At 69.5% G+C, this 24,960-nt stretch carries 23 protein-coding genes and 1 riboswitch; of the genes, 11 read left to right on the top strand and 12 right to left on the bottom strand.

Going from position 1 to position 24,960, the window contains the following annotated elements; all coding sequences use genetic code 11:
* From narJ to VGD44_RS15715, 5 genes are read right to left on the bottom strand one after another with little or no spacing between them, the layout of a single operon-like run.
* The gene (narJ, locus tag VGD44_RS15735; RefSeq protein WP_331088747.1) at positions 1–708 is read right to left on the bottom strand and encodes a nitrate reductase molybdenum cofactor assembly chaperone; all 708 of its coding nucleotides are present in this window, start codon (positions 706–708) and stop codon (positions 1–3) included.
* Positions 708–2,234: a nitrate reductase subunit beta gene (gene narH, locus VGD44_RS15730; RefSeq protein ID WP_331088745.1), complete on the bottom strand. Its 1,527-nt coding sequence runs from the start codon at positions 2,232–2,234 to the stop codon at positions 708–710. Before narH ends, narJ begins: the two co-directional genes overlap by 1 nt.
* Entirely contained in the window at positions 2,231–5,962 is a 3,732-nt protein-coding gene (locus VGD44_RS15725; RefSeq protein WP_331088743.1) for a nitrate reductase subunit alpha, read from the bottom strand. The genes narH and VGD44_RS15725 overlap by 4 nt, the downstream gene beginning before the upstream one ends.
* On the bottom strand, positions 5,959–7,380 hold the full coding sequence (locus tag VGD44_RS15720) for an MFS transporter (protein ID WP_331088741.1): 1,422 nt from the start codon (positions 7,378–7,380) through the stop codon (positions 5,959–5,961). The genes VGD44_RS15725 and VGD44_RS15720 overlap by 4 nt, the downstream gene beginning before the upstream one ends.
* A gap of 18 nt (positions 7,381–7,398) precedes the next feature.
* Positions 7,399–8,766 carry a nitrate/nitrite transporter gene (locus VGD44_RS15715; protein WP_331088739.1) on the bottom strand — a complete coding sequence of 456 codons (1,368 nt, stop codon included), beginning with the start codon at positions 8,764–8,766 and terminating at the stop codon, positions 7,399–7,401.
* Positions 8,767–9,066: 300 nt separating this feature from the next.
* Here VGD44_RS15715 and VGD44_RS15710 point away from each other — a divergent pair, with 300 nt between their 5' ends.
* Complete coding sequence (locus VGD44_RS15710) at positions 9,067–9,828, top strand: cyclic nucleotide-binding domain-containing protein (RefSeq protein WP_331088737.1); 762 nt, start codon at positions 9,067–9,069, stop codon at positions 9,826–9,828.
* 3 nt (positions 9,829–9,831) lie between these two features.
* Here VGD44_RS15710 and moaA read toward each other — a convergent pair whose 3' ends face one another.
* Together moaA and VGD44_RS15700 are read right to left on the bottom strand one after the other, a co-directional pair.
* Positions 9,832–10,809, bottom strand: a complete 978-nt coding sequence (moaA, locus tag VGD44_RS15705) for a GTP 3',8-cyclase MoaA (RefSeq protein WP_331088735.1) — start codon at positions 10,807–10,809, stop codon at positions 9,832–9,834.
* Positions 10,800–10,947: riboswitch (molybdenum cofactor riboswitch) on the bottom strand. Its footprint overlaps the gene before it by 10 nt.
* A 42-nt stretch (positions 10,948–10,989) precedes the next feature.
* Complete coding sequence (locus VGD44_RS15700) at positions 10,990–13,188, bottom strand: adenosylcobalamin-dependent ribonucleoside-diphosphate reductase (RefSeq protein ID WP_331088733.1); 2,199 nt, start codon at positions 13,186–13,188, stop codon at positions 10,990–10,992.
* A gap of 186 nt (positions 13,189–13,374) precedes the next feature.
* Here VGD44_RS15700 and VGD44_RS15695 point away from each other — a divergent pair, with 186 nt between their 5' ends.
* Positions 13,375–13,923, top strand: coding sequence for a hemerythrin domain-containing protein (locus VGD44_RS15695; protein WP_331088731.1), 549 nt, complete (start codon positions 13,375–13,377; stop codon positions 13,921–13,923).
* Positions 13,924–14,132: 209 nt separating this feature from the next.
* A complete protein-coding gene (locus VGD44_RS15690; RefSeq protein ID WP_331088729.1) occupies positions 14,133–14,636 on the top strand; it encodes a hemerythrin domain-containing protein in 504 nt (167 codons plus the stop codon).
* 14 nt (positions 14,637–14,650) lie between these two features.
* Here VGD44_RS15690 and VGD44_RS15685 read toward each other — a convergent pair whose 3' ends face one another.
* From VGD44_RS15685 to VGD44_RS15670, 4 genes are all read right to left on the bottom strand, one after another.
* Positions 14,651–15,841, bottom strand: coding sequence for a molybdopterin molybdotransferase MoeA (locus tag VGD44_RS15685; protein WP_331088727.1), 1,191 nt, complete (start codon positions 15,839–15,841; stop codon positions 14,651–14,653).
* Entirely contained in the window at positions 15,838–16,407 is a 570-nt protein-coding gene (moaB, locus tag VGD44_RS15680) for a molybdenum cofactor biosynthesis protein B (RefSeq protein ID WP_414694673.1), read from the bottom strand. Before moaB ends, VGD44_RS15685 begins: the two co-directional genes overlap by 4 nt.
* 2 nt (positions 16,408–16,409) lie before the next feature.
* The gene (locus VGD44_RS15675) at positions 16,410–16,598 is read right to left on the bottom strand and encodes a hypothetical protein (protein WP_331088723.1); all 189 of its coding nucleotides are present in this window, start codon (positions 16,596–16,598) and stop codon (positions 16,410–16,412) included.
* Between the two features lie 110 nt (positions 16,599–16,708).
* The gene (locus tag VGD44_RS15670) at positions 16,709–16,891 is read right to left on the bottom strand and encodes a hypothetical protein (RefSeq protein ID WP_331088721.1); all 183 of its coding nucleotides are present in this window, start codon (positions 16,889–16,891) and stop codon (positions 16,709–16,711) included.
* A gap of 129 nt (positions 16,892–17,020) precedes the next feature.
* On the opposite strand from VGD44_RS15670, the gene VGD44_RS15665 reads away from it, so the two are divergent.
* Positions 17,021–18,790 (top strand): pyridoxal phosphate-dependent decarboxylase family protein, encoded by a 1,770-nt coding sequence (locus VGD44_RS15665; RefSeq protein WP_331088719.1) that lies wholly within the window; start codon positions 17,021–17,023, stop codon positions 18,788–18,790.
* A complete protein-coding gene (locus VGD44_RS15660) occupies positions 18,765–20,411 on the top strand; it encodes an isovaleryl-CoA dehydrogenase (RefSeq protein WP_331088716.1) in 1,647 nt (548 codons plus the stop codon). Before VGD44_RS15665 ends, VGD44_RS15660 begins: the two co-directional genes overlap by 26 nt.
* A gap of 2 nt (positions 20,412–20,413) precedes the next feature.
* Here VGD44_RS15660 and VGD44_RS15655 read toward each other — a convergent pair whose 3' ends face one another.
* Positions 20,414–21,586 (bottom strand): NnrS family protein, encoded by a 1,173-nt coding sequence (locus VGD44_RS15655; protein WP_331088714.1) that lies wholly within the window; start codon positions 21,584–21,586, stop codon positions 20,414–20,416.
* A gap of 164 nt (positions 21,587–21,750) precedes the next feature.
* Between VGD44_RS15655 and VGD44_RS15650 the strand changes: the two genes are divergently transcribed.
* From VGD44_RS15650 to VGD44_RS15625, 6 genes are all read left to right on the top strand, one after another.
* On the top strand, positions 21,751–22,290 hold the full coding sequence (locus VGD44_RS15650; protein ID WP_331088712.1) for a hypothetical protein: 540 nt from the start codon (positions 21,751–21,753) through the stop codon (positions 22,288–22,290).
* A gap of 54 nt (positions 22,291–22,344) precedes the next feature.
* Complete coding sequence (locus VGD44_RS15645; protein ID WP_331088710.1) at positions 22,345–23,073, top strand: class I SAM-dependent methyltransferase; 729 nt, start codon at positions 22,345–22,347, stop codon at positions 23,071–23,073.
* Positions 23,070–23,474 (top strand): GtrA family protein, encoded by a 405-nt coding sequence (locus VGD44_RS15640; protein WP_331088707.1) that lies wholly within the window; start codon positions 23,070–23,072, stop codon positions 23,472–23,474. Before VGD44_RS15645 ends, VGD44_RS15640 begins: the two co-directional genes overlap by 4 nt.
* 104 nt (positions 23,475–23,578) lie before the next feature.
* Positions 23,579–23,998: an Hsp20 family protein gene (locus tag VGD44_RS15635; protein WP_331088704.1), complete on the top strand. Its 420-nt coding sequence runs from the start codon at positions 23,579–23,581 to the stop codon at positions 23,996–23,998.
* Positions 23,999–24,107: 109 nt separating this feature from the next.
* Positions 24,108–24,365 (top strand): DUF1150 family protein, encoded by a 258-nt coding sequence (locus VGD44_RS15630; RefSeq protein WP_331088702.1) that lies wholly within the window; start codon positions 24,108–24,110, stop codon positions 24,363–24,365.
* 403 nt (positions 24,366–24,768) lie between these two features.
* Positions 24,769–24,960, top strand: a 192-nt coding sequence (locus tag VGD44_RS15625; protein ID WP_331088700.1) for a hypothetical protein, incomplete at its 3' end; no start/stop codon positions are given.

Here is a 24,960-nt window from a genome sequence, read left to right as displayed (position 1 = left end):
TCAGGCGGCCGCGCCGGCGCGGCTAGGCGCCGGGCGCGGGTTGCTGTGCATGGCCCTCACGAGGGCCTCGGCCTTGGGGCAGCCGACGTCCGACGGGCCGAAGGTCACGGCGGTCTCGGCCCAGAGCTTGTCCATGGCCTCGAGGTCGTCGGGGTTGTCGTCGGGCTCGGCGAGCAGCGAGGCCAGGGCTTCGGCGTCGCCAGGCGCGGCGGCCAGGGCCGCCAGCGCGCCGAACACCGCGCGGTAGCCGCTCTGGCGCTTGTGCAGCCGCTCGGCGATGGCCTCCAGGACGTGCGCGGCCTCGCCCAGCAGGGAGGCGGCCTCGGCATCGGGCAGCGTGGAGAGGAACTCCAGGAACACCGGCAGGTGGTCGGGCAGCTCGTTCGCCGAAAGCTCGAGGCCCTTTGACCGGTACAGCTCGAGCAGAGCGACCATGGCCTGGCCGCGGTCGCGGCTCTCGCCGTGGACGTGCTCGTAGAGGTTCAGGGACAAGGAGCGCGTGCGGTCGAAGAGCCAGACGTAGCGCTCCTGGGCCTCGTAGAGGTCGGCAGTGGCGATCTCCTCGGCGAGCCTGGCCAACGCGCGGCGGAGGGGCGGCGGGATGCGCGCGTCGTCCGAGAGGACCTCGGCGGCGGCAGGCAGCAGGCCCCGCGTGGCTTCGGTGGGGTAGGTGAGCAGGAGGGCGAGCGCCCGGTAGCTGAGGGACATCATTCGACCTCCATCGGGGAGGTTGCGCGCGAGCGCTTCTTCGGGCCGAACAGGCCCAGTTCCGTGCGGCCGCCGGAGCAACCGTTGCCGAAGGTGAAGCCGCACGAGCCCTTCAGGTCGTAGGCATCCTCGACCACCTCGCGATGGGTCGTCGGGATGACGAAGCGGTCCTCGTAGTTGGCGATGGCCATGTAGCGGTACATCTCATCGACCTGGGTGGCGGAGAGGCCGACGCGCTCGCAGATGCGGTGATCGATGCGGCCGTCGACGGTGCGGGCGCGCATGTAGCTGCGCATGGCCAACATCCGCTCCAGCGCCTGGACGACGGGCGGCTCGGCGCCGGCGGTCAGCAGGTTGGCGAGGTAGCGGACGGGGATGCGCAGCGACTTCACGTCGGGCATCTCGCCGTCCATCTCGAGGGCGCCGGCCGAGGCGGCCGACTGGATCGGCGACAGTGGCGGCACGTACCAGACCATCGGCAGCGTCCGGTATTCGGGGTGCAGCGGGAAGGCTACCTTCCAGTCGATGGCCATCTTGTAGACCGGGCTGCGGCGGGCGGCCTCGAGCCAGGCCTCTGGCACGCCGTCGGCCCGCGCCTGGGCGATCACCTTGGGGTCGAAGGGGTCCAGGAACACGTCGAGCTGGGCCTGGTAGAGGTCCTTCTCGTCCGGTTCGGCCGCGGCCGCCTCGATGCGGTCGGCGTCATACAGCAGGACGCCCAGGTAGCGGATCCGGCCCACGCAGGTTTCGGAGCAGACCGTCGGCTGGCCCACCTCGATGCGTGGGAAGCAGAAGGTGCACTTCTCGGACTTACCGCTCTCCCAGTTGTAGTAGATCTTCTTGTACGGGCAGGCCGAGACGCACATGCGCCAGCCGCGGCACTTGTCCTGGTCGATCAGGACGATGCCGTCCTCCTCGCGCTTGTAGATCGCGCCCGACGGGCAGGCGGCCACGCACGCGGGGTTGAGGCAGTGTTCGCACAGCCTCGGCAGGTACATCATGAAGGTCTGCTCGAACTGGCCGTAGATGTCGGCCTCGACGCCTTCGAAGTTGTAGTCCGCCTTCCGCTTGGCGAACTCCCCGCCCAGGATCTCCTCCCAGTTGGGACCCCACTCGATCTTCTCCATCCGTTCGCCCGTGATCTTCGAACGGGGGCGGGCGGTGGGGAACGCCTTCATTTCCGGGGCCGTCTGCAGGTGGCCGTAGTCGAAGTCGAAGGGCTCGTAGTAGTCGTCGATCTCGGGCAGGTCGGGGTTGGCGAAGATCTTCGCCAGGATCCGCCACTTGGCCCCGATCTTCGGCTCGATCTTGCCGTTGGGCTTGCGGACCCAGCCCCCGTTCCAGCGCTTCTGGTTCTCCCATTCCTTGGGATAGCCGACGCCGGGCTTGGTCTCGACGTTGTTGAACCAGGCGTATTCGACGCCTTGCCGGTTGGTCCACACGTTCTTGCAGGTGACGGAGCAGGTGTGACACCCGATGCACTTGTCGAGGTTCAGCACCATCCCGATCTGGGCGCGGACTTTCATTGGCGGGACTCCCTGGCCGACAGCGGCTGTTCCAGCCAGTCGACGTTCTTCATCTTGCGGACGACGACGAACTCGTCCCGGTTGGAGCCCACGGTGCCGTAGTAGTTGAAGCCGTAGGCCAGCTGGGCGTAGCCGCCGATCATGTGGGTGGGCTTGGGCACCGCCCGCGTGCAGGAGTTGTGGATCCCGCCGCGCTGGCCGGTGATCTCCGACCCGGGCGTGTTCACGATCTTTTCCTGCGCGTGGTACATGAAGGTCGTGCCCTCACGGATGCGCTGGGAGACCACTGCGCGCGCGGTCAGGGCGCCGTTGGCGTTGAAGACCTCGATCCAGTCGTTGTCCTCGATCCCCGCCTTCTTCGCGTCGGTCTCCGAGATCCACACGACCGGGCCGCCGCGGTTCAGCGTCAGCATCAGGAGGTTGTCCGAGTAGGTGGAGTGGATGCCCCACTTCTGGTGCGGGGTGATGAAGTTGAGGACGATCTCGGTCTCGCCGTTTGGCGTCTTGTCCTTCACCCAGGTGGTCTTGAGGTCGACCGGCGGCCGGTAGACGCAGAGCGCCTCGCCGAACGCCCGCATCCACAGGTGATCCTGGTAGAGCTGCTGGCGGCCGGTCAGGGTCCGCCATGGGATCAGCTCGTGGACGTTCGTGTAGCCGGCGTTGTAGCAGACCTTCTCGCTCTCCAGCCCCGACCAGATCGGTGAGGAGATGATCTTCCGCGGCTGGGCGACCAGGTCGCGGAAACGGATCTTCTCGTCCTCCTTGGGCAGCGCCAGGTGCGTGTGTTCGCGGCCGGTCTGCTTCTCCAGCGCTTCCCAGGCCTTGACCGCCACCTCGCCGTTGGTTTCCGGCGCGAGCATCAGGATCGTCTCGCAGGCGTCGATGTCGCTCTCGATCCGGGGCAGGCCCTCGGTCGCGCCGGGCTCGGTGACCGCGCCGTTCAGCTCGCCCAGCAGGGCGACCTCGTGCTCGGTGTTCCAGCCGAGGCCCTTGCCGCCGTTGCCCGCCTTGGTCATCAGCGGACCCAAGGCGGTGAAGCGCTTGTAGAGGTTGGGATAGTCCCGCTCGACAACCGTGATCTGAGGCATGGTCTTGCCCGGGATCGGGTCGCACTCGCCGAGGTACCAGTCCTTCACGTCGAACGGCTGAGCGAGCTCGCCGGCGCTGTCGTGCTGTATTGGGGTGAGGACGACGTCCTTCTCCACCCCCAGCACTTCGGGCGCGACCTCGGAGAACTTCCGGGCAATGGCCTTGAAGATCTCCCAGTCCGACTTCGACTCCCACGCCGGGTCCACTGCCGCCGACAGCGGGTGGATGAAGGGGTGCATGTCGGAGGTGTTGAGGTCGTTCTTCTCGTACCAGGTGGCAGTCGGCAGGACGATGTCGGAGTAGACCGCCGTCGTGGACATCCGGAAATCGAGCGTGACCAGGAGGTCGAGCTTCCCTTCCGGGGCCTCTTCATGCCAGGCGACGTCGCGCGGCGTCTGGCGGCCCATCTCGCCCAGGTCCTTGCCCTGCACGCCATGGGCGGCGCCAAGCAGGTGCTTCAGGAAATACTCGTGACCCTTGCCGGACGAGCCCAACAGGTTCGAGCGCCACACGAACATGTTGCGCGGCCAGTTCGCCGGGTCGTCCGGGTCATGGCATGAAAGCTCGAGCTTGCGGGCCTTGAGCTCGCGGACGGCATAGACCTTGGGGTCGACGCCCTCGGCGGCCGCGGCGCGGGCGACGTCCAGCGGGTTGGTCTTCAGCGCCGGGGCCGACGGCAGCCAGCCCATGCGCTCGGCGCGCGCGTTGAAGTCGATCAGCGACGCGTCCCAGGGGCCCGCCGGCGCGGTCGGCGACAGGATTTCGGCGGCGCTGACCGTTTCGTACCGGAACTGGTCGGTGTGGGCGTAGAAGAAGGAGGTGGAGTTCTGCTGCCGCGGGGGCCGCGCCCAGTCGAGTGCGAAGGCCAGCGGCGCCCAGCCGGTCTGGGGACGCAGTTTCTCCTGGCCGACGTAGTGGCTCCAGCCGCCGCCCGACTGGCCCACGCACCCGCACATCACCAGCATGTTGATGACGCCGCGGTAGTTCATATCCATGTGGAACCAGTGGTTCATCGCCGCGCCGATGATCACCATCGACCTGCCGTTGGTCTTCTCGGCGTTGGTGGCGAAGCCGCGCGCCACGGCGATGATCTGCTCCGCCGGCACCGTGGTGATCGCTTCGGCCCAGCCCGGCGAATAGGGCTCCAGGCTGTCGTAGCTCGTCGGCATGTGCTCGCCGCCGAAGCCCTGGTCGACGCCGTAGTTGGCGAGGAACAGGTCGTAGACGCAGGCGACCAGCGCCTCGCCGTCCTTCAGGGTCAGGCGCTTCACCGGCACGTTGCGGACCAGCACGTCCGGGTGCTTGGTCGAAGCGAAGCCGTTGGAGGCGGTGTTGGCGAAGTACGGGAACCGCACCCCGACCACCTCGTCATGGACGCCCTTCAGGCCGAGGCGAAGCTCGGTGTCGGCGCCGGCGGCGTCCTTCTCCTCGAGGTTCCACTTCCCGTCCTCGCCCCAGCGGAAGCCGATGGAGCCATTGGGGACCACGATCTGGCCGGTCGTCTCGTCGACGGCGACCGTCTTCCATTCCGGGTTGTTGGCCTGGTCGAGGTTGTCGTCGAAGTCCGCGGCGCGCAGCAGGCGCTCGGAGACGTAGCCGCCGTCCTGCGGGACCAGCCGCACCAGCATCGGAAGGTCGGAGTACTTGCGGACGTAGTCACGGAAGTAGGGGACCTGGCGGTCGACGTGGAACTCCTTGAGGATCACGTGGCCGAACGCCATCGCGAGCGCCGCGTCCGTGCCCTGCTTCACCGGCAGCCAGAGGTCGGAGAACTTCGAGGCCTCGGAGTAGTCGGGGCAGATCACCACCGACTTGGCGCCGCGATAGCGGGCCTCGGTGTAGAAGTGGGCGTCGGGCGTGCGGGTCTGCGGGACGTTCGAGCCCCACAGCATCAGGAAGCCCGAGTTGTACCAGTCGGCGCTCTCGGCCACGTCGGTCTGCTCGCCCCAGGTCTGGGGTGAGGAGGGCGGCAGGTCGCAGTACCAGTCGTAGAACGAGCCACAGACGCCGCCGAGCAGCTGAAGGTAGCGGGCGCCGGCTGCGTAGGAGACCATCGACATGGCCGGAATCGGCGAGAAGCCGAACACCCGGTCGGGGCCCCATTGCTTCACCGTGTAGGCGTTGGCCGCCGCCACGATCTCAGTGACTTCGTCCCAGGTCGCGCGGACGAATCCGCCTGAACCGCGCATCGAGGTGTAAGATGTCCGCTTGGCTGGATCGTTTTGGATCGAGGTCCAGGCCGCGACCGGCATCTGGGTGGCGCGCGCTTCGCGCCACAGCTTCAGCAGCCTAGAGCGCACCAGCGGATACTTCACGCGATTGGCCGAGTAGAGGTACCAGCTGTAGCTGGCGCCCCGCGCGCAGCCGCGCGGCTCGTGGTTGGGCAGCTCCGGCCGCGTGCGCGGATAATCGGTCTGCTGCGTCTCCCAGGTGACGATCCCGCCCTTGACGTAGATCTTCCACGAGCAGGAGCCGGTGCAGTTCACGCCGTGGGTCGAGCGGACGATCTTGTCGTGGCGCCAGCGGGACCGGTAGGCCTCTTCCCAGGCGCGGTCCTCGTCGGTCGTGACGCCGTGACCGTTGGAGAAGAGCTCCGTCTTGTGCGTGAAGAACGCCAGGCGGTCGAGGGTGTGGCTCATTCTGCGGGGACCTTGATGGCGAGCTGCTGGGCGTGGAGCATCGAGCTCCGCCGGGCGTAGAAGACCCAGTTCACGACCACGCAGCTCAGGTAGAAGCCGAGGAAGATGAGGAGGGCGGTCTCAGGGCCGCCGGTGGCCTTCAGCGAGTCGCCGAAGGCCTTGGGGATGAAGAAGCCGCCGAAGGCGCCGATCGCCGAGGAGAAGCCGACGATGGCGGCCGACTCCATTTCGGCGGCCTTCAGACGCGTGGTCGGATCGGCCGTCGACATCAGCCGCGGCATGTCCGAGCGCATGATCGCCGGGATCATCTGGAACGTCGAAGCGTTGCCGACGCCCGTCCAGAAGAACAGCCAGAGGAAGGCCGCGAAGAAGAGGAAGAACGAGGGCGCCGCTCCGGTCGCGCCGACGCTGTAGAGCACACCGCCGACGCCGGCGGCCAGCGCCAGGAAGACGTAGTGGGTCACGTGCTCGCCGCCCCACTTGTCCGACACCCAGCCGGTGAGCGCGCGCGAGGCCGCGCCGACGAGCGGGCCCAGGAACGCGAACTGCAGGGCGTTCACGTCCGGGAACAGGGTCTTGGTGAGCAGCGGGAAGGCGGCCGAGAAGCCGATGAACGATCCAAAGGTGCCGAGATACAGATAGCACATCACCCAGTTGTGGGTGCGCTTGAAGACCACGGCCTGCTCCGAGAACGAGGCGCGGGCCGAGGCGATGTCGTTCATGCCCGCCCAGGCGGCGAACGCCGCGGCGACAATGAACGGGACCCAGACGAAGCCGGCGTTCTGCAGCCACACTTGGCTCTCGACGCCCTTCTCGACGGCGACCTGCGGCGCGCCGACGACGGGGGCGAAGGCGCCGACGGCGATCACCACCGGCACCAGGAACTGCATCAGGCTGACGCCCAGGTTCCCGAAGCCGGCGTTGACCGCGAGCGCGTTGCCCTTCTCGCGCTTCGGATAGAAGAACGAGATGTTCGACATCGACGAGGCGAAGTTGCCGCCGCCCAGCCCGCAGGCCAGCGCCAGGGCCACGAACACGACGTAGGGAGTCTGGGGGTTCTGTACGGCGACGCCAATGCCGATGGCCGGGACGAGCAGCGACAGCGTGGACAGGAATGTCCACAGCCGGCCGCCGAGGATCGGCACCAGGAAGCTGTAGAAGATGCGCAACGTCGCGCCGGAGAGCGCCGGCAGCGCCGTCAGCCAGAACAGCTGATCAGTGGTGAAGGCGAAGCCGATCAGCTTCAGCTTGGCCACGACCATCGACCACACCATCCAGATGGAGAAGGCGAGGGTCAGGTTGGGAACGCTGATCCACAGGTTCCGGGCGGCCACGCGCTTGCCGGCAGCCTCCCAGAACTTCGGATCTTCGGGGCGCCAGTCGTCGAGGACGTGGCGGCCGGACCGCGCAGCGGGCATCTGGGTCGTCCTTCTCGCTTATTCGGCCGCCTGCAGGCCGCCGGAGGCGGCGCGCACAGGCTGCGACCGAGTGTTGGGTTGCACGGGCATGCCGGCCATCTCGGGAAGCTCGGGCAGGCCGCCCAGCTGCGGCGCGGCGCGGTGCTCCATCCGCTGGATGGCGAAGTGCATCCAGCTGAGCGCGCCCGCGACCAGGACGAACAGCAGCATGAAGCAGCTGGTCCAGACGCCGGTGAGATCGTTGAGGGCGCCGAAGGCGATCGGCAGCACGAAGCCGCCCAGGCCCCCGATCATGCCGACCAGGCCGCCCACCGAGCCGATGTGGTCGGGGTAGTAGACCGGGATGTGCTTGAAGACCGCGGCCTTGCCGAGGCTCATGGCGAAGCCCAGCATGAAGGCGATCAGGGTGAAGGCCGTCAGATCGGTCGCCAACCGGAACGCGATCGGGCCCCGGATGCCGTCCACGACGTAGCTCGTGGCCGGGTAGGAGAGGAGGAACGTGCAGACCAGGCTGACGCCGAAGGTGACGTACATGACCTTGCGCGCGCCGATTCGGTCGGACAGCCAGCCGCCGAAGACCCGGAACAGCGAACCTGGGATCGAGTAGGCCGCGGCGATCATGCCGGCGGTCTTGATGTCGAGGCCGTAGACCCCGACCAGATAGCGCGGCAGCCACAGCGCCAGCGCCACGAACGCGCCGAAGACGAAGAAGTAGTAGAGCGAGAAGCGCCAGACCTGCAGCTTCTTCAGCGGCGAGAGCTGCAGCCACGTCGCTTCGGGCTTCTCGCCGGTGATGCGGCGGCGGACGAGCTCCGGGTCGTCACGGGTGGTCAGGAAGAAAATGACGCCGATCACGGCGAGCGCGGCGGCCCAGACCTGGGCCACGGTCTCCCATCCGAAAGCGACCATCACGAACGGCGCACCGAACTTGGTCACGGCCGAGCCGACGTTGCCGGCGCCGAAGATCCCGAGCGCCGTGCCTTGCCGGCCCTTGGGGAAGAAGCGGGACACATAGGCCACCCCGACCGCGAAGGAGCCGCCGGCGATCCCGACGCCCAGGGCGGCCAGGAGGAACTGCGGATAGGTCTCCGCATATGACAGCGCGAAGGTGGCGGCCGCGGCCGACAGCATGACCACCAGGTTGACCAGGCGTCCGCCGTACTGATCGGTCCACACGCCCAGCACGACGCGGATCAGCGAGCCGGTGAGGATCGGGGTTCCGACCAGCAACCCGAACTGGAACTCGCTGAGGCCGAGCTCCTTCTGGATCTGGATCCCTATGATCGAGAAGATCGTCCACACCGCGAAGCACGCGGTGAAGGCGAAGGTGCTCATGCCGAGCGCGGCCGTGGCGCCGGGATGCGAAGGATTGGATGCAGCGGCCACGGCGACCTCAAAGCTTCGTGGGGTCGCCCCCACCTCGCTTCAGGTCATGCGATAGGCCTGCGCATCTTGGTTTGACGAACGTCAATCAAGGCGGCCATCTCGTGAGAATTAGTGCAAACACGTTGCGGCAAACAGGCGCAGATTCCGTAGTACTACGTAGATTTAGATTTAGATCAGCTGTCCACTTGACCAAGATCAATTGGCCGTTTGCGCGACGCCCCGATTGACGAAGATCAACGCGCCGTCCCGTCGGCCCCGGCACTCCTCGCATGTCACACCGGGGGCCATACGCAAATGCCGATGCGAGACGTCGAACTGGAGCGGGTCCGAGCCCTGCCCCTGTTCTCCGGCTGTTCGGACAACACCTTCCGTCATGTGACGGGCGGCGCGTTCCTGCAGCGCTTTCCGGCGGGGACCACCCTGCTGCTCGAGGGCGACCAGGTCGACTTCCTCTATGTGCTGCTCGACGGCGTCGTGGAGCTCGAGGGGACCTGGAACGACAAGGAGACGACGCTGGCGATCCTGAAGCCCGTCTCGACCTTCATCCTGGCCGCTGTGGTGCTGGATGCCGATGGCCTGATGAGCGCCCGCACGCTGGAACGCTCGGACATCCTCATGCTCTCGGGCGAGGCGATCCGCCGGGCCATGCAGGAGGACGCTTCGTTCGGCTTCGCGGTGGCCCAGGAGCTGGCCGGCTGTTACCGCGGCCTCGTGCGCACGCTGAAGAACCAGAAGCTGCGCGGCGGCCTGGAGCGGCTGGCCAACTACCTGATCACCCAGCGCCTGCGCCAAGGCGGCGACCCGACCTTCACGCTGCCGCACGAGAAGCGCGTGCTGGCCTCGCTGCTCGGCATGACGCCCGAGAACCTGTCCCGGGCGTTCGCCGCCATCGCCGACTACGGCGTGGAGGTGCGTGGTCCACAGGTGACGATCACCCGGCCCGTGGTGCTGGAGCGGCTGGCCAAGCCCGATCCGCTGATCGACAACCACCAGCCGGTGACGGGAACCCTGTCCGGAAAGGCCCAGCGCGAACGCTGGCCGCGGCCAGCGAAGGTGGCCTGACCCTCAGCCGCCGAACTGGGCGAGCTGCCGGGTGTCTCCGCTGTTCGCTTCGTGCAGACGATGGCCGGCGGGCTTGCCCGCGAGGGCGCGCACGATCCGCGCCTGCAGGGCCTCGGGCTCATCCCTCTCGAGCAGATCCTTGAGGTTGACGCCCAGCTCGCCGAACAGGCAGAGCCGCAATTGGCCGCGGGCGGTGACCCGCAGTCGGTTGCAGCTGTCGCAGAAGCCCGGGGCATAGGGCGCGATCAGGCCGATGCGGCCCGCATGGTCGGGGTGCGTGTACTCCACGGCCGGCCCATCGTCGGCTGCGCGCTCGCGCCGCGTCCATCCCCGCGCGCCGAGCCAGTCGGTGAGCCGCGCGCCGGGCACGTGGTTGGCAGCGAAGAACTCGGCATTGTCTCCGGTGCGCATCAGCTCGATGAACCGGACGGCGACGGGCCGCTCGCGCACGAAGTCGGCGAAGGCGTCGAGGCCTGCGTCAGCCGTCTCGCGCAGCAGCACGCCGTTGACCTTCACGGTGGGGACTCCAACCGCCAGCGCCCGGTCCAGGCCGGCGACGACCGAGCCCAGGCGATCGTGGCCGGTGATCCGCCGGAACGCGTCCCGATCCAGGGAGTCGATGCTGACATTGAGGTTCGTGAGGCCCGCGGCGCGCCAGCTATCGATCTGTCGGGTCAGGTTCCAGCCGTTGGTGGTGACGCACACCTTGTCGACGCCGGGCGTGGCGGCGGACCGGGCCATGATCTCGGGCAGATCGCGCCGGACGCTGGGCTCGCCGCCGGTCAGCCGCACCTTGGACACGCCCATGGCGGCGAAGGCGCGCACGACCCGCTCGGCCTCGATCGGCGAGATGAAGTCGAGCGGCCCCGACTTGCTGAACCCGTCCGGCAGGCAATAGGTGCAGCGGAAGTTGCACACCTCGGTGACCGAGAGCCGCAGGTAGCGGAAACGGCGGCCGAAGCCGTCGACGAGACGTCCCAACGCGGGCTCCTTTCCAAGCGCGGGAGGCGGCGGAGTTTCCTCCGCCACCCTTGCCGGCGGGACGCCGGCGCGGCGACCTCGCCGTGGCGCGGAGGATGGATGCGCTGTAGGCCGGGACGCTCGGAGCAGTGGTCGGACGCTAGGACAGGCGAGGGCGGCCCGCCTTGATACGCGTCAAGCTCAGCCGCACTTGGAATGACCGCAAGACAGGCACGTGTCGCATCCTTCCTTCCGCTGCAGCTCGAAGCTCCCACACCGGGGGCACGACGCCGCCGCAAACGGTCCCGGGGGCAGGGTCGCCGCCGGCGCGGGCGTCGGGGCCTCGGCCTTCTGGTGCCGTTCGAGGACACCGCCGATCGCCGCGAGCAGGGAGGGAACATAGCGCCCGCCCAGCCACGCCCCGCCGCGCGGATCGAACACCGCTTTCAGCTCGTCGGCCACGAAGCTCACGTCGCCGCCGCGCCGGAACACCGCCGAGATCATCCGTGTGAGGCCGAGCGTCCAGGCGTAGTGCTCCATGTTCTTGGAGTTGACGAAGATCTCGAACGGCCGCCGGCCGGCGTCGTCGACGATGTCGTTGATGGTGACGTAGGTGGCGTGGGCGCTGTCGGGCCAGGTGATCTTGTACGTGGCGCCCTCGAGGGACTCGGGCCGGCTGGGCAGCTTCGGTTCCGGCTGCGGCGGCGGGCCGACGGAAAGCACCGAGCCGGTGACTGCGTTGGGACGGTAGGTGGTGAGCCCCTTGCAGCCCTGGTCGTAGGCGTCGCGGTAGACGTCCTGGAAGGCTTCGTACGGAATGTCCTCGGGACAGTTGATGGTCTTGGAGATGGAGCTGTCCACGTGGGCCTGGGCCGCCGCCTGCATGCGTACGTGGTCGGCCGGCGTCAGGGTCTGGGCGCTGACGAACACGTCCTCAGGCGGGGGCGTGTCGCCGTGCAGCCGCTTCCAGGCGGCGAGCGCATAGTCCTCGACCGGTTCCTCGCGAACCGACTCGTCGGGCTGGCGGATCTTGCGCGTGTAGGCGTAGGCGAAGACGGGCTCGATGCCCGACGACACGTTGCCGGCCAGCAGCGACGTCGTGCCGGTGGGGGCGATGGACGTGAGGCAGCCGTTGCGCAGGCCCTGCCGGGCGATCGCTTCCCGGGTCTCGGCGTCGAGCGCCAGGAGATTGGGGCTGTCGAGGATCGCGCGGTCGTACAGCGGGAAGGCGCCCTTCTCGGCCGCCAGGTCGGCCGACGCACGGTAGGCCTCGCGTTGCAGCGTCGCGAGCCAGCGGCCGGTCAGCTCGACGGCGCGCGGCGAGCCATAGGGAACGCCGCAGAACACCAGCGCGTCGGCGAGGCCAGTGACGCCGAGGCCGATCCGCCGCTTGGCCTTCGCCTCCTTCTCCTGCGCCTCGAGCGGGTAGCGCGAGAGGTCGATGACGTTGTCCAGCATGCGCACGGCGGTGCGCGTGAGCTGCGCGAGTTCGCCTTCGTCCAGCTCGGCGGCCGGCTGGAACGGCGTGGCCACCAGCCGGGCCAGGTTGATCGAGCCCAGCAGGCAAGCCCCGTAGGGCGGCAGCATCTGCTCGCCGCAGGGATTGCTCGCCACGATCGTCTCGCAATAGGCGAGGTTGTTTCGGGCGTTGACGCGGTCGATGAAGATCACGCCCGGTTCGGCCGCGTCATAGGTCGCCTGCATCAGCCGCCTCCAGAGGTCGGCTGCGCGGACAGTGCGCTGGACGGTCCCCTCGAACGCCAGGGGCCATTCGCGGTCCGCCGCGAGTGCGGCCATGAAGGCGTCCGGCACGAGCACCGACAGGTTGAAGCTGCGGAAACGCTGCGGGTCGCGCTTGGCGTCGATGAAGGCCTCGATGTCGGGGTGATCGATGCGCAGGCAACCCATCATCGCGCCCCGTCGCTGTCCGGCGGACAGGATCGTCCGGCACATGGCGTCCCACACGTCCATGAAGCTGAGCGGGCCCGAGGCGTCGGCCCCGACCCCGACCACCGCCGCGCCCGCCGGCCGGATCGACGAGAAATCCATCCCAACCCCGCCGCCCTGCTGCAGGGTGACGGCGGCCTCGCGGACGTGGGCGAAGATCCCGGCCAGGTCGTCGGGGATGCGGCCCATGACGAAGCAGTTGAACAGCGTGACGTTCCGGGCCGTGCCCGCGCCGGCGAGGATCCGGCCGGCGGGCAGGAAGCGATGGTCGCGCAGCGCGTCGAGGAAGGATTCGCGCACCTGCGCCCGCCGCTCCGGCGCCTCGGCCTGGGCGAGGGCGGAAGCCACGCGATCCCGGGTGGCCTCGAGGTCCGCGTCACCGCCCCCCTCCCGCGACTTGAAGCGGTACTTGCTGGACCAGACCTCGCCGGCCAGCGGGTTGTCGAACGCCATTTCGCGACCTCCTTCGGAAGGAGGGCAAGGCTGGGTGATTCCCGGCCTCAGGCGCTGTCGCACCCCGGCGTCGCAGGCCGCCAAAAACGGCAAGCCGCGGCTTGCCGAACGTCAAAGGCCGACCGGGCAGGGCTCAAGGCGCGCCGGCGGAGGCCCTGATAGGGTTTCGCTCAAAGGAGTCTTGCCTTGCTCGATGACGCTCGCCGATCGGCCTTCTCAGAGGGCGCCCCGCCCGTCGTGTCCTGTGCGTTCATGGCCGCGGCGCCTGGAACCCAACCGGCCGGCGACGATGTCGTCGGCCTGATCGAGCTCATCCTCACGCGGTATCACCAGACCCACCGCCGGGAATTCCCGGAGGCGATCCGACTGGCGCGCAAGGTCGAGGCGGTCCACGCCGCCGACCCGCGGTGTCCGCGCGGCCTGGCCGATCACCTGGCGCTCATGGCCGATGACCTCGAGGGCCACCAGCAGCGCGAAGAGCAGGTGCTGTTCCCGATGATCCTGAACGGCGGCGGGCCGATGATCCGGTTCCCGATCGGTCGGATGATGGTCGAGCACGCGGATGTGGATGAGCAACTCGCCCGCCTGCGCACGCTGACGCACGACTATGCCGCGCCGGACCGGGCCTGCGAGACCTGGCGGGCGCTCGTGCGGGCATGCCGCAAGCTCGACTGCGACCTGACCGAACACATGCGGCTCGAGAACGAGGTGCTCTTTGCGCCATTCCTGAGCTGACGCCCGCGTGGAGGCCGAGGGGGGAAGCCTCGGCCGCGATTCCACACCGAGAGGCTGGGCGGAGCGGCGGCGGACCATCGGTCCGCCGCCGTGGCATGTCGGGAGCAGACAGGAGACTTGTTGAATATCAATTCCTTAGAGGGCGCGGTTCAAAGTGTGGGGCGAGCAGCGGCTGTAGGCTGGAGCTGCTATTCGAAAGGGAAGACGCGATGAACCGGCCCGCTCTGCAGACACCTTTGACGCCGCGGGCCTCCGCATCGCACGGCGACGTCGCCCGTCTCGCCGCGCAGCTGCGCGAACGTGGCGGCGGCCCCAGCTGGGCCGACATCGCCGAAGCCATCCAGCTGGCGCAGCGCGTGGAGGCGCGGCACGCCCGCGACCCCGACCGCCCGGTCGGCTTAGCCGATCACCTCGCCGCGCTGTCGAGCAGAGTCCACACTCTGCGCGTGCAGGAAGAGCACAGCCTGCTCCCGCTGCTGATCACGGGTGGCCGGCGGGCGCTCGACCTGGCCAGCCGCCTGATGATGTCCGAACACGTGGATGTCGAGGTGCTGCTGCTACGGCTTCGGGAGTTGACGAGGACCTACGCGTCTCGGCTGGGCGCCGCTGAGGACTGGTGCGCGCTCTCCCGGCTCTGCAACAAGCTGGAGGCCGACCTGCGGGCTCACCTGCGGCAGGAGGACGAGGTGCTATACGCGGCGCTCCTGAACTGAACCTGCGGCGCGGGTCAGAACGCCAGGATGTCAACCGCCGCGCCGGCGTCCAGCGCGGTGGCGTGGGCCGGACGCCTTATCAGCAACTCGGTGGCGGCCAGCCCCCTCTGGGCGCTCGAATCCTGGCTGCCGAGCGAGCGGACGCCTTCCGGTCCAGTTCGGGCGCGCAGGAACGTTTCGCGATCGCAGCCGTCACCGAGCCCGGCGCCCAGCGTCGCGGTCCGCCAGGCCAGCGCCGACGCCGGAGAGCGGCCCGAGAGGCCCGCCAGCAGGGGCGCCAGCACGAGGCGGGCGGTCACCATCGCCGCGGATGGGTTCCCCGGGAGGCCGACGACGATCCGGTCGCCAACCTTACCCACCCAGACGGGCTTGCCGGGCTTGATAGCGACCTTCTCGAACACGCAGGTCATGCCGAAGGGGGTGAACATGGTCTTGGAATGGTCGCGCTCACCCACCGAAGCTCCGCCTGTCGTGACCACGACATCGGCCTCGTCTAGGGCCGCGCGGGCCGCAGAGCGGAGCGCGGCGAGGTCGTCGCCCAGCCGCCGCCGACCCACCACCTCGCCGCCCCAGGCCCGCACGAGGGCGCAGACGCCGAAGGACACGCTCTCGGGCACGGCGCCCCGCAGCTCGGCGGCATGGCCGGGGCTCACGAGCTCGTCGCCGGTGCTGAGGATCGCGACGCGCGGCCGGCGGAAGACCTGGAGCGTCCCGCAGTCCGCGGCCGCGGCGGTCACCAGCGCCTGCGGGCTCAACGGGGTCCCGGCCTCGAGCAGGACGTCGCCGGGCGCGAAATCGGATCCCGCCGCGCGCACGTGGCGGGCGCCGCCGGGGGAACCCTCGAAACAGACTTCGCCTGCGACCGCCTGGACGTTCTCCTGGATGAGCACGCGGTCGGCGCCGAGGGGCAGCCGGGCGCCGGTGAAGATGCGCACGCATTCGCCCGGCTCCAGCGGCCGGTCGTGACCGCCCGGCCCGGCGAAGGCCTCGCCGACCACGCGCAGGCGGTTTGTCCCGGCGCGGATGTCGGCGTCGCGCACGGCATAGCCGTCCATCGCAGAGACCGCCGCGCACGGGGCCATGTGCGCTGCGACGACGGGCGTAGCCAGGACACGGTTCCAGGCCATCTCGAGCGGGACCGTCTCCATGCCGAGCGGACGCGCGATCCCCGCGATGCGCCGACAGGCTTCGTCGAAGGTGATCACGCGCAGACACCGCGGTAGCGCGGCACCTGGCCGACCAGCGAGCAGGGCCTGAAGCGGCTGTCGAGCTCCTGGCCCAGGACCAGGTCCCAGGCGTCGCGGCAGGCGCCCGTCGAGCCCGGCACGCAGAAGATGAAGGTGTCGTCGATCTGGCCGGCCAGCGCGCGGGACTGCAGCGTGGACACGCCGACCACACCATGGCTCGCCTGGTGGAACACGACGGCGAAGCCGTCCATCTCCCGGTGCAGCAGCGGGCGCACGGCCTCGGGCGTGACGTCGCGGGGGGCGAACCCCGTGCCGCCGGTCGTCAGGATCACGTCGATGTCCGGCGCGGCGGCCCAGGCGCGGACCTGCGCCCGGATCGCCTCGATCTCGTCGGGGACGATCGTCTGCCCCGCCAGCCGGTGGCCGGCCCCGGACAGGCGGTCCGCCAGCAGCGCGCCCGAGGTGTCGGTCTCGCGCGTGCGCGTATCGGAGATGGTGAGCACGGCGATGTTCAACGGATGGAACGGCAGGCTCTGGTCGATACCAGGCCTGCGCTTGGCGGCCACGGACGGGATGGCGTTCATCATCAACCCCCCGAGAAGGCGGAAAAGAAGGCGACCTCCTGCCCGGGCAGCACCCAGGGGTCGCCGACCGCCAGCTCCTGCGCCACGGCGGCCCGCCCGAGCAAATCGGCGACCTCGCCGAAGAACCGAACGTGAAGGGTCGCCGCGGCGCCTGCGGCCGCGCGATCGGAAGCGAGGGTGTCAGGCGGCATGGAGGCCCTGTCCGTGAAGGTCGGCTCCTTCCCTATCCGGTCCGGGCGCCGCGGCATTTGTCCAAAGTCAATCTGGCCGGAGACAGGGCGTCGCACCCTGTCGCGCCGGGTCAGCGGTCCAGGCGGAACAGCGGCTGGCCGGCCCGCCGAACCTCGACGAAGGCCGCATTCTTCTCGCCAAGGAGCTCGCGCGCCCGCCGGACGAGCTCGCGTTCGGACTCGCACAGCACCGGCACGAAGCGCGGTTCCGCGCCATCCGCCTGGGCCACGTAGAATTCGTAGGTGGTCAACATTTAATCGATCACAGCCCGCCGCCGCTTCCGCGGCCATGACCTCGGTCAAATTCGGCCGGCTCCGACGCGAGCGCTGCGGCTTGACTTCGATCATTCTGTTTCCCGCCCCACCGGGCGAAGCAGGGGGCCATGCCGCACGACCTCGCCTTCAAGCCGTACTTCCTGGGTCCCAAGGCCGAGAACGAAGCCTGGGTCCGCGACGCGTTCGAACACACCCTCAGCGACTGGTTCGTGGAGCGGGGGCAACTGTTCAACGTCGACCCCGCGGCGATCACGCGCGCCGAGCAGGCCGGTCCGGCGTTCCAGCGGGTGCGAGCGCGCATGGAGGATGGGTTGGCGGCCCTGATTGTGCGCCTCCGCGGCGAGCTGCCGACCTATACGCCGCGCTACATGGGCCACATGTCGTCCGAGCTCGCGCTGCCCGGCCTGCTCGGACACTTCGCGGCGCTGCTGCACAATCCCAACAATACCTCGAAGGAGGCCTCGCGCGTCGGCACGCTGATCGAGGCCGAGGCGATCGGGCGGCTGACCGCGATGGTCGGCTATGACCCGGCGGCGGCGCGCGGCCACTTCACCTCCGGTGGGACGGTGGCGAACCTGGAGGCCGTCTGGCGCGCACGCTACCGGCTGGACCACCGCCTCGCGCTGGGCGTCGCCCTGGCCGGGCGGACCGGCACACCGCTGGATGTCTTCGCCACCGCGCACCGTCCCGCGGCCGCGGCCGAACGCCTGGCCGCCCGCCACGGCCTGGACGACGCGGCGTTGCGGGCGGCGAGCGGCGTGGTGGGCAACGCTCTGGAAGCGGCCGAGCGGATCGGCCGACTGAGCGCTCTTCCATACCGAGGCCCGGTGATGCTGGTCCCCGGCCACAAGCACTATTCGTGGGTCAAGGCGGCGAACCTCTTCGGACTCGGCGAGGAGGCGTTCTGGCCCGTGGCGCTCGACCGCCAGGGCCGCCTGTGCCCCGACGCCCTGATGTCGCGCATCGACGAGGCCCGCCGGCGCGGCCGGCCCATTCTGATGGTCGTGACCGTCGCCGGCACGACCGAGATGGGCGAGTTCGATCCCATCGACGAGGTCGCGTTCCGGCTGCAGGCGCTGCGCGACGACGGCATCGACATCTGGCATCACGTCGACGCGGCCTACGGCGGATTCTTCTGCGCCCTGGATCCGGACGAGCCGCTCCTGGAGCCGGCGCGCCGCGTGGCCCTGCGGGCGATCCGCACGGCCGAGAGCGTGACCATCGATCCACACAAGCTGGGCTACGTGCCCTACGCCTGCGGCGCGTTTCTGGCCCGGGACGGGGCTTGCGACGCCGTCTCGTCGTTCGCCGCCCCCTACATCGATCGCGCGGAGCTCGGGGCGGCGCCCTGGACCCGCACCATCGAGGGCTCGCGTCCGGCGACCGGGGGCGCCGCCACCTGGCTTATGGGCGAGAGCCTGGGCTTCGGGCCCGATGGCCTGGGCGCGGTCCTGCGCGCCACCCTGGATTCCGCCCGGACGCTGCGGGCCGCGCTGGGCGCCGCCGCTGACGAGGTGCGGCTCCTCGAGCCGATGGACAGCAACATCTTCTGCTTCTCGGTCGCGGAGGATGGCGACAGCCTCAGCCGTGCGAACGAACGCACGGCGGCTGTCCATGCCAGGATCGCGGGGTCGCCCGCCTTCTCGATGTCGCGAACCGTGCTGGGCGCCGGAACCCACGGCGAACTGATCGCCGACCACGTCGCGAGCTATGGTGGGGATGTGGACGCCGATCGCCTGGTGCTGGTGAGGTGTGTGGTGATGAACCCCTTTTGGGCCGACGCCCGCATGCGCAGCCACCTTCTACCGGAGCTGGTCGGTGAGCTGCGCGGCATCATCGAGGGAGTGCGTGATGAGCCTCGCCGGCAAGTCGCATGAGGTCTTCAACCAGCCGCCGCCGCTAGAGGGCTACGATCTCTTCTCATCCGACGCTGCGCTCGTCGAGGCGGTGGATCGCGAAGGTGCGCGCTGGGGCCGCGACGACCTGGCCGCCTATGGCCGCGCCCTGGGGACGCCGGAGGTCCTGGCCCTGGGCGCCGTCGCGAACCGGGAGCCGCCCCGGCTGCACGCGTTCGACCGCTTCGGTCATCGGACCGATTGGGTGGAGTTCCATCCCGCCTACCACCAGCTCATGGGGCTCCAGGTCCGGCAGGGCATACATGCCTCGCCTTGGTCCGATCCGCGGCCGGGCGCCCATGTCCACCGCGCCGCCGGGCTCTACCTGAGCGGCCAGGTGGAGGCCGGGACGAGTTGCCCGCTGTCGATGACCTACGCCGCAGCGCCCGTACTGGCGGAGGCGCCGGAAGTCGTGCGCGCCTGGCTGCCAAAACTCTACTCCCGCACCTACGACCCGGCGCATCGGCCCATAGCCGACAAGTCAAGCGCGCTCGTCGGCATGGGCATGACCGAGAAGCAGGGTGGCTCGGACGTCCGCGCGAACACGACAAGAGCCGAGGCCCTGAGCTCTGCCGGCGACGCCCGGCTCTACCTGATCGACGGGCACAAGTGGTTCATGTCGGCGCCGATGTGCGACGCCTTCCTCGTGCTGGCTCAGGCGCCACGAGGCCTGTCATGCTTCTTCCTGCCGCGCTGGTTGCCGGACGGGCAGCCGAACGGCCTGCGCTTCTTGCGGCTGAAGGACAAGCTGGGGAACCGGTCGAACGCCTCGAGCGAAGTGGAGTTCGATGACGCGGTGGGTTGGCTGGTGGGCGAGGAGGGCCGCGGCGTGGCGACCATCATCGAGATGGTCGGCTACACGCGGCTCGACAATGTCGTGGGGTCAGCCGGCGTGCAGCGGCAGGCTCTGGTCCAGGCGTTGCACCATGCGCGCCACCGCACCGCGTTCCAGCGCCGTCTGGTCGACCAGCCGCTGATGACCAACGTGCTGGCCGACCTCGCCCTTGAAGTTGAGGCCGCGACGGCCCTGGCTTTTCGCCTCGCGGGCGCCTTCGACGCCCAGGGCGATCATGGCGAGGCGCTGTTCCGACGGCTCGTCACGCCCGCGGCGAAGTTCTGGGTGTGCAAGCGCGGCCCCATCCTGGCGGCCGAGGCGCTCGAGGTGCTCGGCGGCAACGGCTATGTGGAGGACAGCGGCATGCCGCGCATCTACCGCGAGCTGCCCGTCTATTCGATCTGGGAAGGCTCGGGCAACGTCATGTGCCTGGACGTGCTGCGGGCGGTGCGGCGCGAGCCCGAGACGCGCGACGTCCTCGCGCAGGCGTTCGAGGCCGCGCGCGGTGGCGATGCTCACCTCGACGACCTCTTCGACCAGATGCTGGCCGGGCTGGACGGACCTCTCGGCGAGGGCGCGTTGCGCCGGGTCTGCCGTGACCTCGTGGTCGCGATGCAGGCCGCGCTGCTGGTGCGCCATGCGCCGGGCGCTGTCGCCGACGCTTTCCTCGCCAGCCGGGTGAGAACGCGCGCCGACGCCTTCGGCCAGCTGCCGGTCGGGCTCGACCTGCACGCCATCCTCGAGCGCGCTTGGCCTTCGGCGGGATAGCCCTAGGCCAACGCCGGCCGGGGCGTCGACAGCATGCGGCCGTAGCACGCCGCGAACCCCCCGAACGCCAGCGTCCAGAGCGCGGCCGAGGCGATGAGCAGCATGGGCTGCGACGCGCCCGCGAAGGGCGCGGCGAGCCTGAGGAGCGCGGCGCCGTTGATGGCGGCGTACAACGCCGTCGTCGCCGCATCGGCCGCGAGTGGACGGCCGGTGTGGCCGCGGGTGGCCCGCGTCATCACCGCCAGGGTCATGACGCCGATGGCCCCGGCCGTCAGCGCGTGGACCCCGGCCGTCTGAGGGACCACATCCGTCAGCCGCGAGGCCCCGAGCATCGCCAGTCCGACGCCCAGCCAGGCGTATCCGGCATGCAGGATCCAGACGAGGGGCTCGCGCGCCGCCGCCCAGCCGCGCCAGCCCGCCAGCCGGGCCAGGTTGGCGGCTCCCGCCGCCAGGAGCAGGCCGCCCGTGATCGCGCTGGTCGGGAACGCTGCCCAGCCGACGGCGCTGAGCCCGGTGAGCAGGAGCGCGGCCTGGTCCAGGGGCGAGAAGCTGGCGGGCTCCAGCGACAGTCGCCGCGCCTTCATCCAGTTGCGGGTGAAGCTGGGCGTGATCCGGCCGCCGATAAGGCAGAGCAGCAGCGCGGCGGCTCCGACCGCGAGCCGTTCGCCCATGCCGGTCTGCCAGACGGCCGTGTCCACGTGGAAGGCGACGTTGGCGAAGGCGAAGACCGTGACGAGGCCGCAGACGGGCAGGTTGCGCCAGTTGCGCCCCTCGATCACCTCGCGCCAGACCACGCCTGCGAACACCAGCAGGAACGCCGCGTCGATCGCCGCCGCCGCCGGGCCCAGCCACCAGGCCGCCAGCATCGCCACACGGCCCGCGATCCAGAGGCCCACCAGCGCGCCGAGCGGCGCCCCGATCACCGGCATCCGTCCCGTCCAGTTCGGGACTGCGGTGGTGAGGAAGCCGGCCATGATCGCGCCGAGGAAGCCGAACAGCATCTCGTGCACGTGCCAGTCGCGATGCGCGATGGGCGCGGCGCCCCCGAGGAAGCTCCAGATCCAGATCGGGACGGCGAGCGCCGCCCAGATCGACCCGAACAGGAAGAACGGGCGGAACCCGAAGCTGAGGAGGGCCGGGCCCGTGTAGGCGCGGCGCGCGGCGGCGGTGCTCATGTCGCCCTCTAGCAGCGGCCCCTCGCGCCGGCCTTGATGGGCGTCAAGCAGCTGCTGCCGCCAAACTTAGCGCCCCTACACACTTCCTTGCATCTCTTCGACGGCGGCGCTTCTCCGGGCGCCCGCCTTGTGGCAATCAGCCTGTCGATCCGGAGACCAGACCCTTGAGATCGCTCCTGCCGCCGTTCGCTGTCCTGGCGCTCGCCGCGCTCGCCGCGTGCGACAACGCCAAGCCCCGACCCGTCGACCCGCCGGATCCTGCCGCGACCGCTCTCGTGCCGGCCGCCACACCTGCGCCCACCGCGGCGGCGGGGGCTTCCGCCGGCCTGGCCAAACGGCCCGAAATGGCCGGCTTCTACCTGGACGCGATCAACGAGGCCCAGGACCCGGTGAACCGGCCGGCCACGATCAGCGCCGCCGGGCCGGTCACGTTCAGCGGCTTCGGCTTCGATCCCGTCGCCAAGGCGCCCGGAGCGGCCGTCGATGTGGTGGTCGACGGCGTGGCCTATTCGACGGCATACGGCCATGCGCGGACCGACGTGGCCAGCTATTTCAAGGCCCCGGCGCTCGTGAACACCGGCTACACCGTCACGCTTCCCGCTGGCGCGGTCAGGCCCGGTCGGCATCAGGTGATCGTGCGGGTCGTGTCGGCCGACAAGACGGGCTACTTCGACTCGGTCGTCATCGGTTTCGTCGCCAAGTGAGCGAGCCGACGATCTGCCTCCTCCGCGACCGGGTAGGCTTCAGGAATTAGGCCGATGGAACGCCAGATCTACGACCGCATGCGGGTGCTGGAGCAGACCCACTGGTGGTTCACCGCCCGTCGCGAGATCCTGGCGGCCGAGATCGCCCGCCTTCCGCTGCCGCGACCCGCGCGCATCCTCGAGGCGGGCTGCGGCACGGGCGGCAACCTCGAGCTTCTGAAGACCTTCGGCGACGTCCGCGCGATCGAGCCCGACGCCGAGTCCCGCGCCTACGCCGCCGAGCGCTCGGGCGTGACCGTCGATGGCGGCCTGCTGCCCGACGGCCTGCCTGATCTGGGCGGCCCCTTCGACCTGGTGACGGCTTTCGACGTGGTCGAGCATGTGGACGACGACGCGGGCGCGGTCGCGGCCCTGGGGCGCCTCCTGAAGCCGGGCGGCTTCCTGGTGACCACCGTCCCGGCCCATGCCTGGATGTGGAGCCAGCACGACGTCCAGCACCACCACAAGCGCCGCTATACGCGGCCCGCATACCGCCGCCTGTTCGAGGCCGCGGGCCTGAAGGTGCGCCGCGCCACCTACTTCAACTCGGTGCTCTTCCCGCCGATCGCCGCCGTGCGCCTCGCCAAGTCGGCGGCGAGGATCAAGGGCGGCGACGACGAGGCCATGCCGCCTGCACCGCTGAACGGGCTCCTGCGCCACCTGTTCGGCGCCGAGAAGGCGATCCTCCGGGCCACCGACATTCCCTTCGGCGTTTCGATCCTGCTGATCGCCGAACGCCCATGAGCGAGCGGCCGCCCGAAAGGCCGCTCTTCCAGCAGGTCCCCCTGTTCGCCGTCGTCGGCGTCGCCGCCACCGCGACCCACGTGGCCGCCGCGCTGGCGGCCCGCGAGCTCGCGCACCTCTCGCCGTTGGCCGCGAACCTCGTGGGCTACCTCGGCGCCGTCGGCGTCAGCTATCTGGGCAACGCGCGGTTCACATTCCGCCGCGCCGTCTGGCACGGGCCGCAGTTCGTCCGCTTTGTCGCCGTGTCGCTGGCGGGCCTGGCGCTCACCCAGGGCCTCACCTGGCTCCTGGTGGAGCGGCTGGGCTGGCCGTTCGGAGCGGGCCTCGCCGTCGTCGCCGTGGCGGTCCCGGCGCTCTCCTTCGTGCTCCAGCGCGTGTGGGCCTTCCGCCGCACCCCTTAACATTGATCAGATCGGCGCCGATCCCCACATAGGGTTCGTCCGGTCGAAACGTGCCGATACCGGGCGGGTCGGCCGGAGAGTCGCTTCTTGCGAGGACTCTTTGGATGAACCGTAGTCTGATCTTCGACAGCCCGTTCCTGCTGGGCTTCGAGCATACCCGAAGCCTGATCGAGCGGGCGGCCAAGGCGGCCGCCGAGAGCTATCCCCCCTATAATGTGGAGGACCGCGGCGACGGCGCCCTGCGCATCACCCTGGCGGTGGCCGGCTTCTCGCCCGACCAGCTCAGCGTGACCGTCGAGGACCGACAGCTCGTGGTTTCGGGCAAGCGGGAAGGCGCGGGCAAGTCCGAGGACGCCTACCTCCACCGCGGCATCGCCGCCCGTGGCTTCCTGCGAAGCTTCGTGCTGGCCGACGGCATGGTGGTGGAAAGCGCGACCCTGGAGCACGGCCTGCTCCACATCGACCTGGCCCGACCGGAGCCTGAGAAAAGGGTGCAATCCATCCCAATTCGCAGCGCCGGCTAGGCTACGACAAGTCTACCGAGCCGGACCGCCGGAAAATCCGGGGTCCCATCAAAAGAAAGGCTGGCTGAACCGGCGGCCTTTCGGAGCGTTGAGTTTTACGGAGGTGGTCATGATGACGCCTGTTCTTACTGCCGAAGCGTTTGCCGCCCTTGGCGCGCCCAATCTGGTCTATGTCCGCCCCATCAAGGCGGCCGAGATCATCGCCAACACGCCGGCCGCCCAGATCCAGAGCTTCGAGCTCGACCCTGAGCAGACCTTGTATGCGGTGCACCGCGCCGACGGCGAACGCCTGGCCGTCCTCACCGATAGGGCCTCCGCCGTGGCCGCCGCCCTGGCTCACGAACTGGCCCCAGTTTCTGTTCACTAAGGTGTCAGTGCGCTAGCGACCGCCCCAATGGGTGCAACACGGAGAAGCCGGCCTTCGGGCCGGCTTTTTCGTGCGCGTGTGACTTGCCTCCGCCGCGGAGCGGCGGGAGGGGGACCATCCGCCGAAGAGCGGATGGTGGAGGGGGCGAGCCCCAGTCAATGAGTTCAAGACAGCCCGGTCGATCCGCGGAGCTTGAGGCTCGCCCCCTTGTTTGTTTGAGAGCGGGTAGTTTGGCGGGGTCTTCCGGGACGCCCGCCTGACGTAGCAGCGCCAGGCGGGCTGTCGGTGGAGGGGCCGCAGTCCCCTGAGCCTTATGGGCTTAGGTGGAGCAGGGCCGCCGCCGACATTCCATGACCCGGATGGTTGCAGGGACTTTGAGGTCCGGAGCCACAAGGAGGGGTCGGTGGAACAGCGCCAGTCTAGCATGCGGGTCGCTGGGATCGATGTCGGCAAGCATCACGCGGCGACGGCCCAGGTGGAGGCGGTGAAGGCGGCTCAGGATCCCCGTCTCGCCGACCTCGCCGAGCGGCTGACCTGCTACGAGCAGATCACCGACCAGGCCGCTGAGCTGAAGACCTTCCTGGAGAGCGTCAGC

Source organism: Phenylobacterium sp. (genome assembly GCF_036402295.1).
In the GTDB taxonomy this organism is placed as follows: Bacteria; Pseudomonadota; Alphaproteobacteria; order Caulobacterales; family Caulobacteraceae; genus Phenylobacterium.
This window is presented reverse-complemented; position numbering and strand designations above follow the sequence as displayed.

Coding starts and splice junctions, on each gene's coding strand:
- narH (WP_331088745.1), bottom strand. CDS start 2,234: ATGAAAGTCCGCGCCCAGATCGGGATGGTGCTGAACCTCGACAAGTGC.
- VGD44_RS15645 (WP_331088710.1), top strand. CDS start 22,345: ATGGAACGCCAGATCTACGACCGCATGCGGGTGCTGGAGCAGACCCAC.
- VGD44_RS15700 (WP_331088733.1), bottom strand. CDS start 13,188: ATGGCGTTCGACAACCCGCTGGCCGGCGAGGTCTGGTCCAGCAAGTAC.
- VGD44_RS15725 (WP_331088743.1), bottom strand. CDS start 5,962: ATGAGCCACACCCTCGACCGCCTGGCGTTCTTCACGCACAAGACGGAG.
- VGD44_RS15675 (WP_331088723.1), bottom strand. CDS start 16,598: ATGCCGCCTGACACCCTCGCTTCCGATCGCGCGGCCGCAGGCGCCGCG.
- VGD44_RS15660 (WP_331088716.1), top strand. CDS start 18,765: ATGAGCCTCGCCGGCAAGTCGCATGAGGTCTTCAACCAGCCGCCGCCG.
- VGD44_RS15640 (WP_331088707.1), top strand. CDS start 23,070: ATGAGCGAGCGGCCGCCCGAAAGGCCGCTCTTCCAGCAGGTCCCCCTG.
- VGD44_RS15710 (WP_331088737.1), top strand. CDS start 9,067: ATGCGAGACGTCGAACTGGAGCGGGTCCGAGCCCTGCCCCTGTTCTCC.
- VGD44_RS15690 (WP_331088729.1), top strand. CDS start 14,133: ATGAACCGGCCCGCTCTGCAGACACCTTTGACGCCGCGGGCCTCCGCA.
- narJ (WP_331088747.1), bottom strand. CDS start 708: ATGTCCCTCAGCTACCGGGCGCTCGCCCTCCTGCTCACCTACCCCACC.
- moaB (WP_414694673.1), bottom strand. CDS start 16,407: ATGAACGCCATCCCGTCCGTGGCCGCCAAGCGCAGGCCTGGTATCGAC.
- VGD44_RS15635 (WP_331088704.1), top strand. CDS start 23,579: ATGAACCGTAGTCTGATCTTCGACAGCCCGTTCCTGCTGGGCTTCGAG.
- VGD44_RS15670 (WP_331088721.1), bottom strand. CDS start 16,891: ATGTTGACCACCTACGAATTCTACGTGGCCCAGGCGGATGGCGCGGAA.
- VGD44_RS15665 (WP_331088719.1), top strand. CDS start 17,021: ATGCCGCACGACCTCGCCTTCAAGCCGTACTTCCTGGGTCCCAAGGCC.
- VGD44_RS15630 (WP_331088702.1), top strand. CDS start 24,108: ATGATGACGCCTGTTCTTACTGCCGAAGCGTTTGCCGCCCTTGGCGCG.
- VGD44_RS15720 (WP_331088741.1), bottom strand. CDS start 7,380: ATGCCCGCTGCGCGGTCCGGCCGCCACGTCCTCGACGACTGGCGCCCC.
- VGD44_RS15655 (WP_331088714.1), bottom strand. CDS start 21,586: ATGAGCACCGCCGCCGCGCGCCGCGCCTACACGGGCCCGGCCCTCCTC.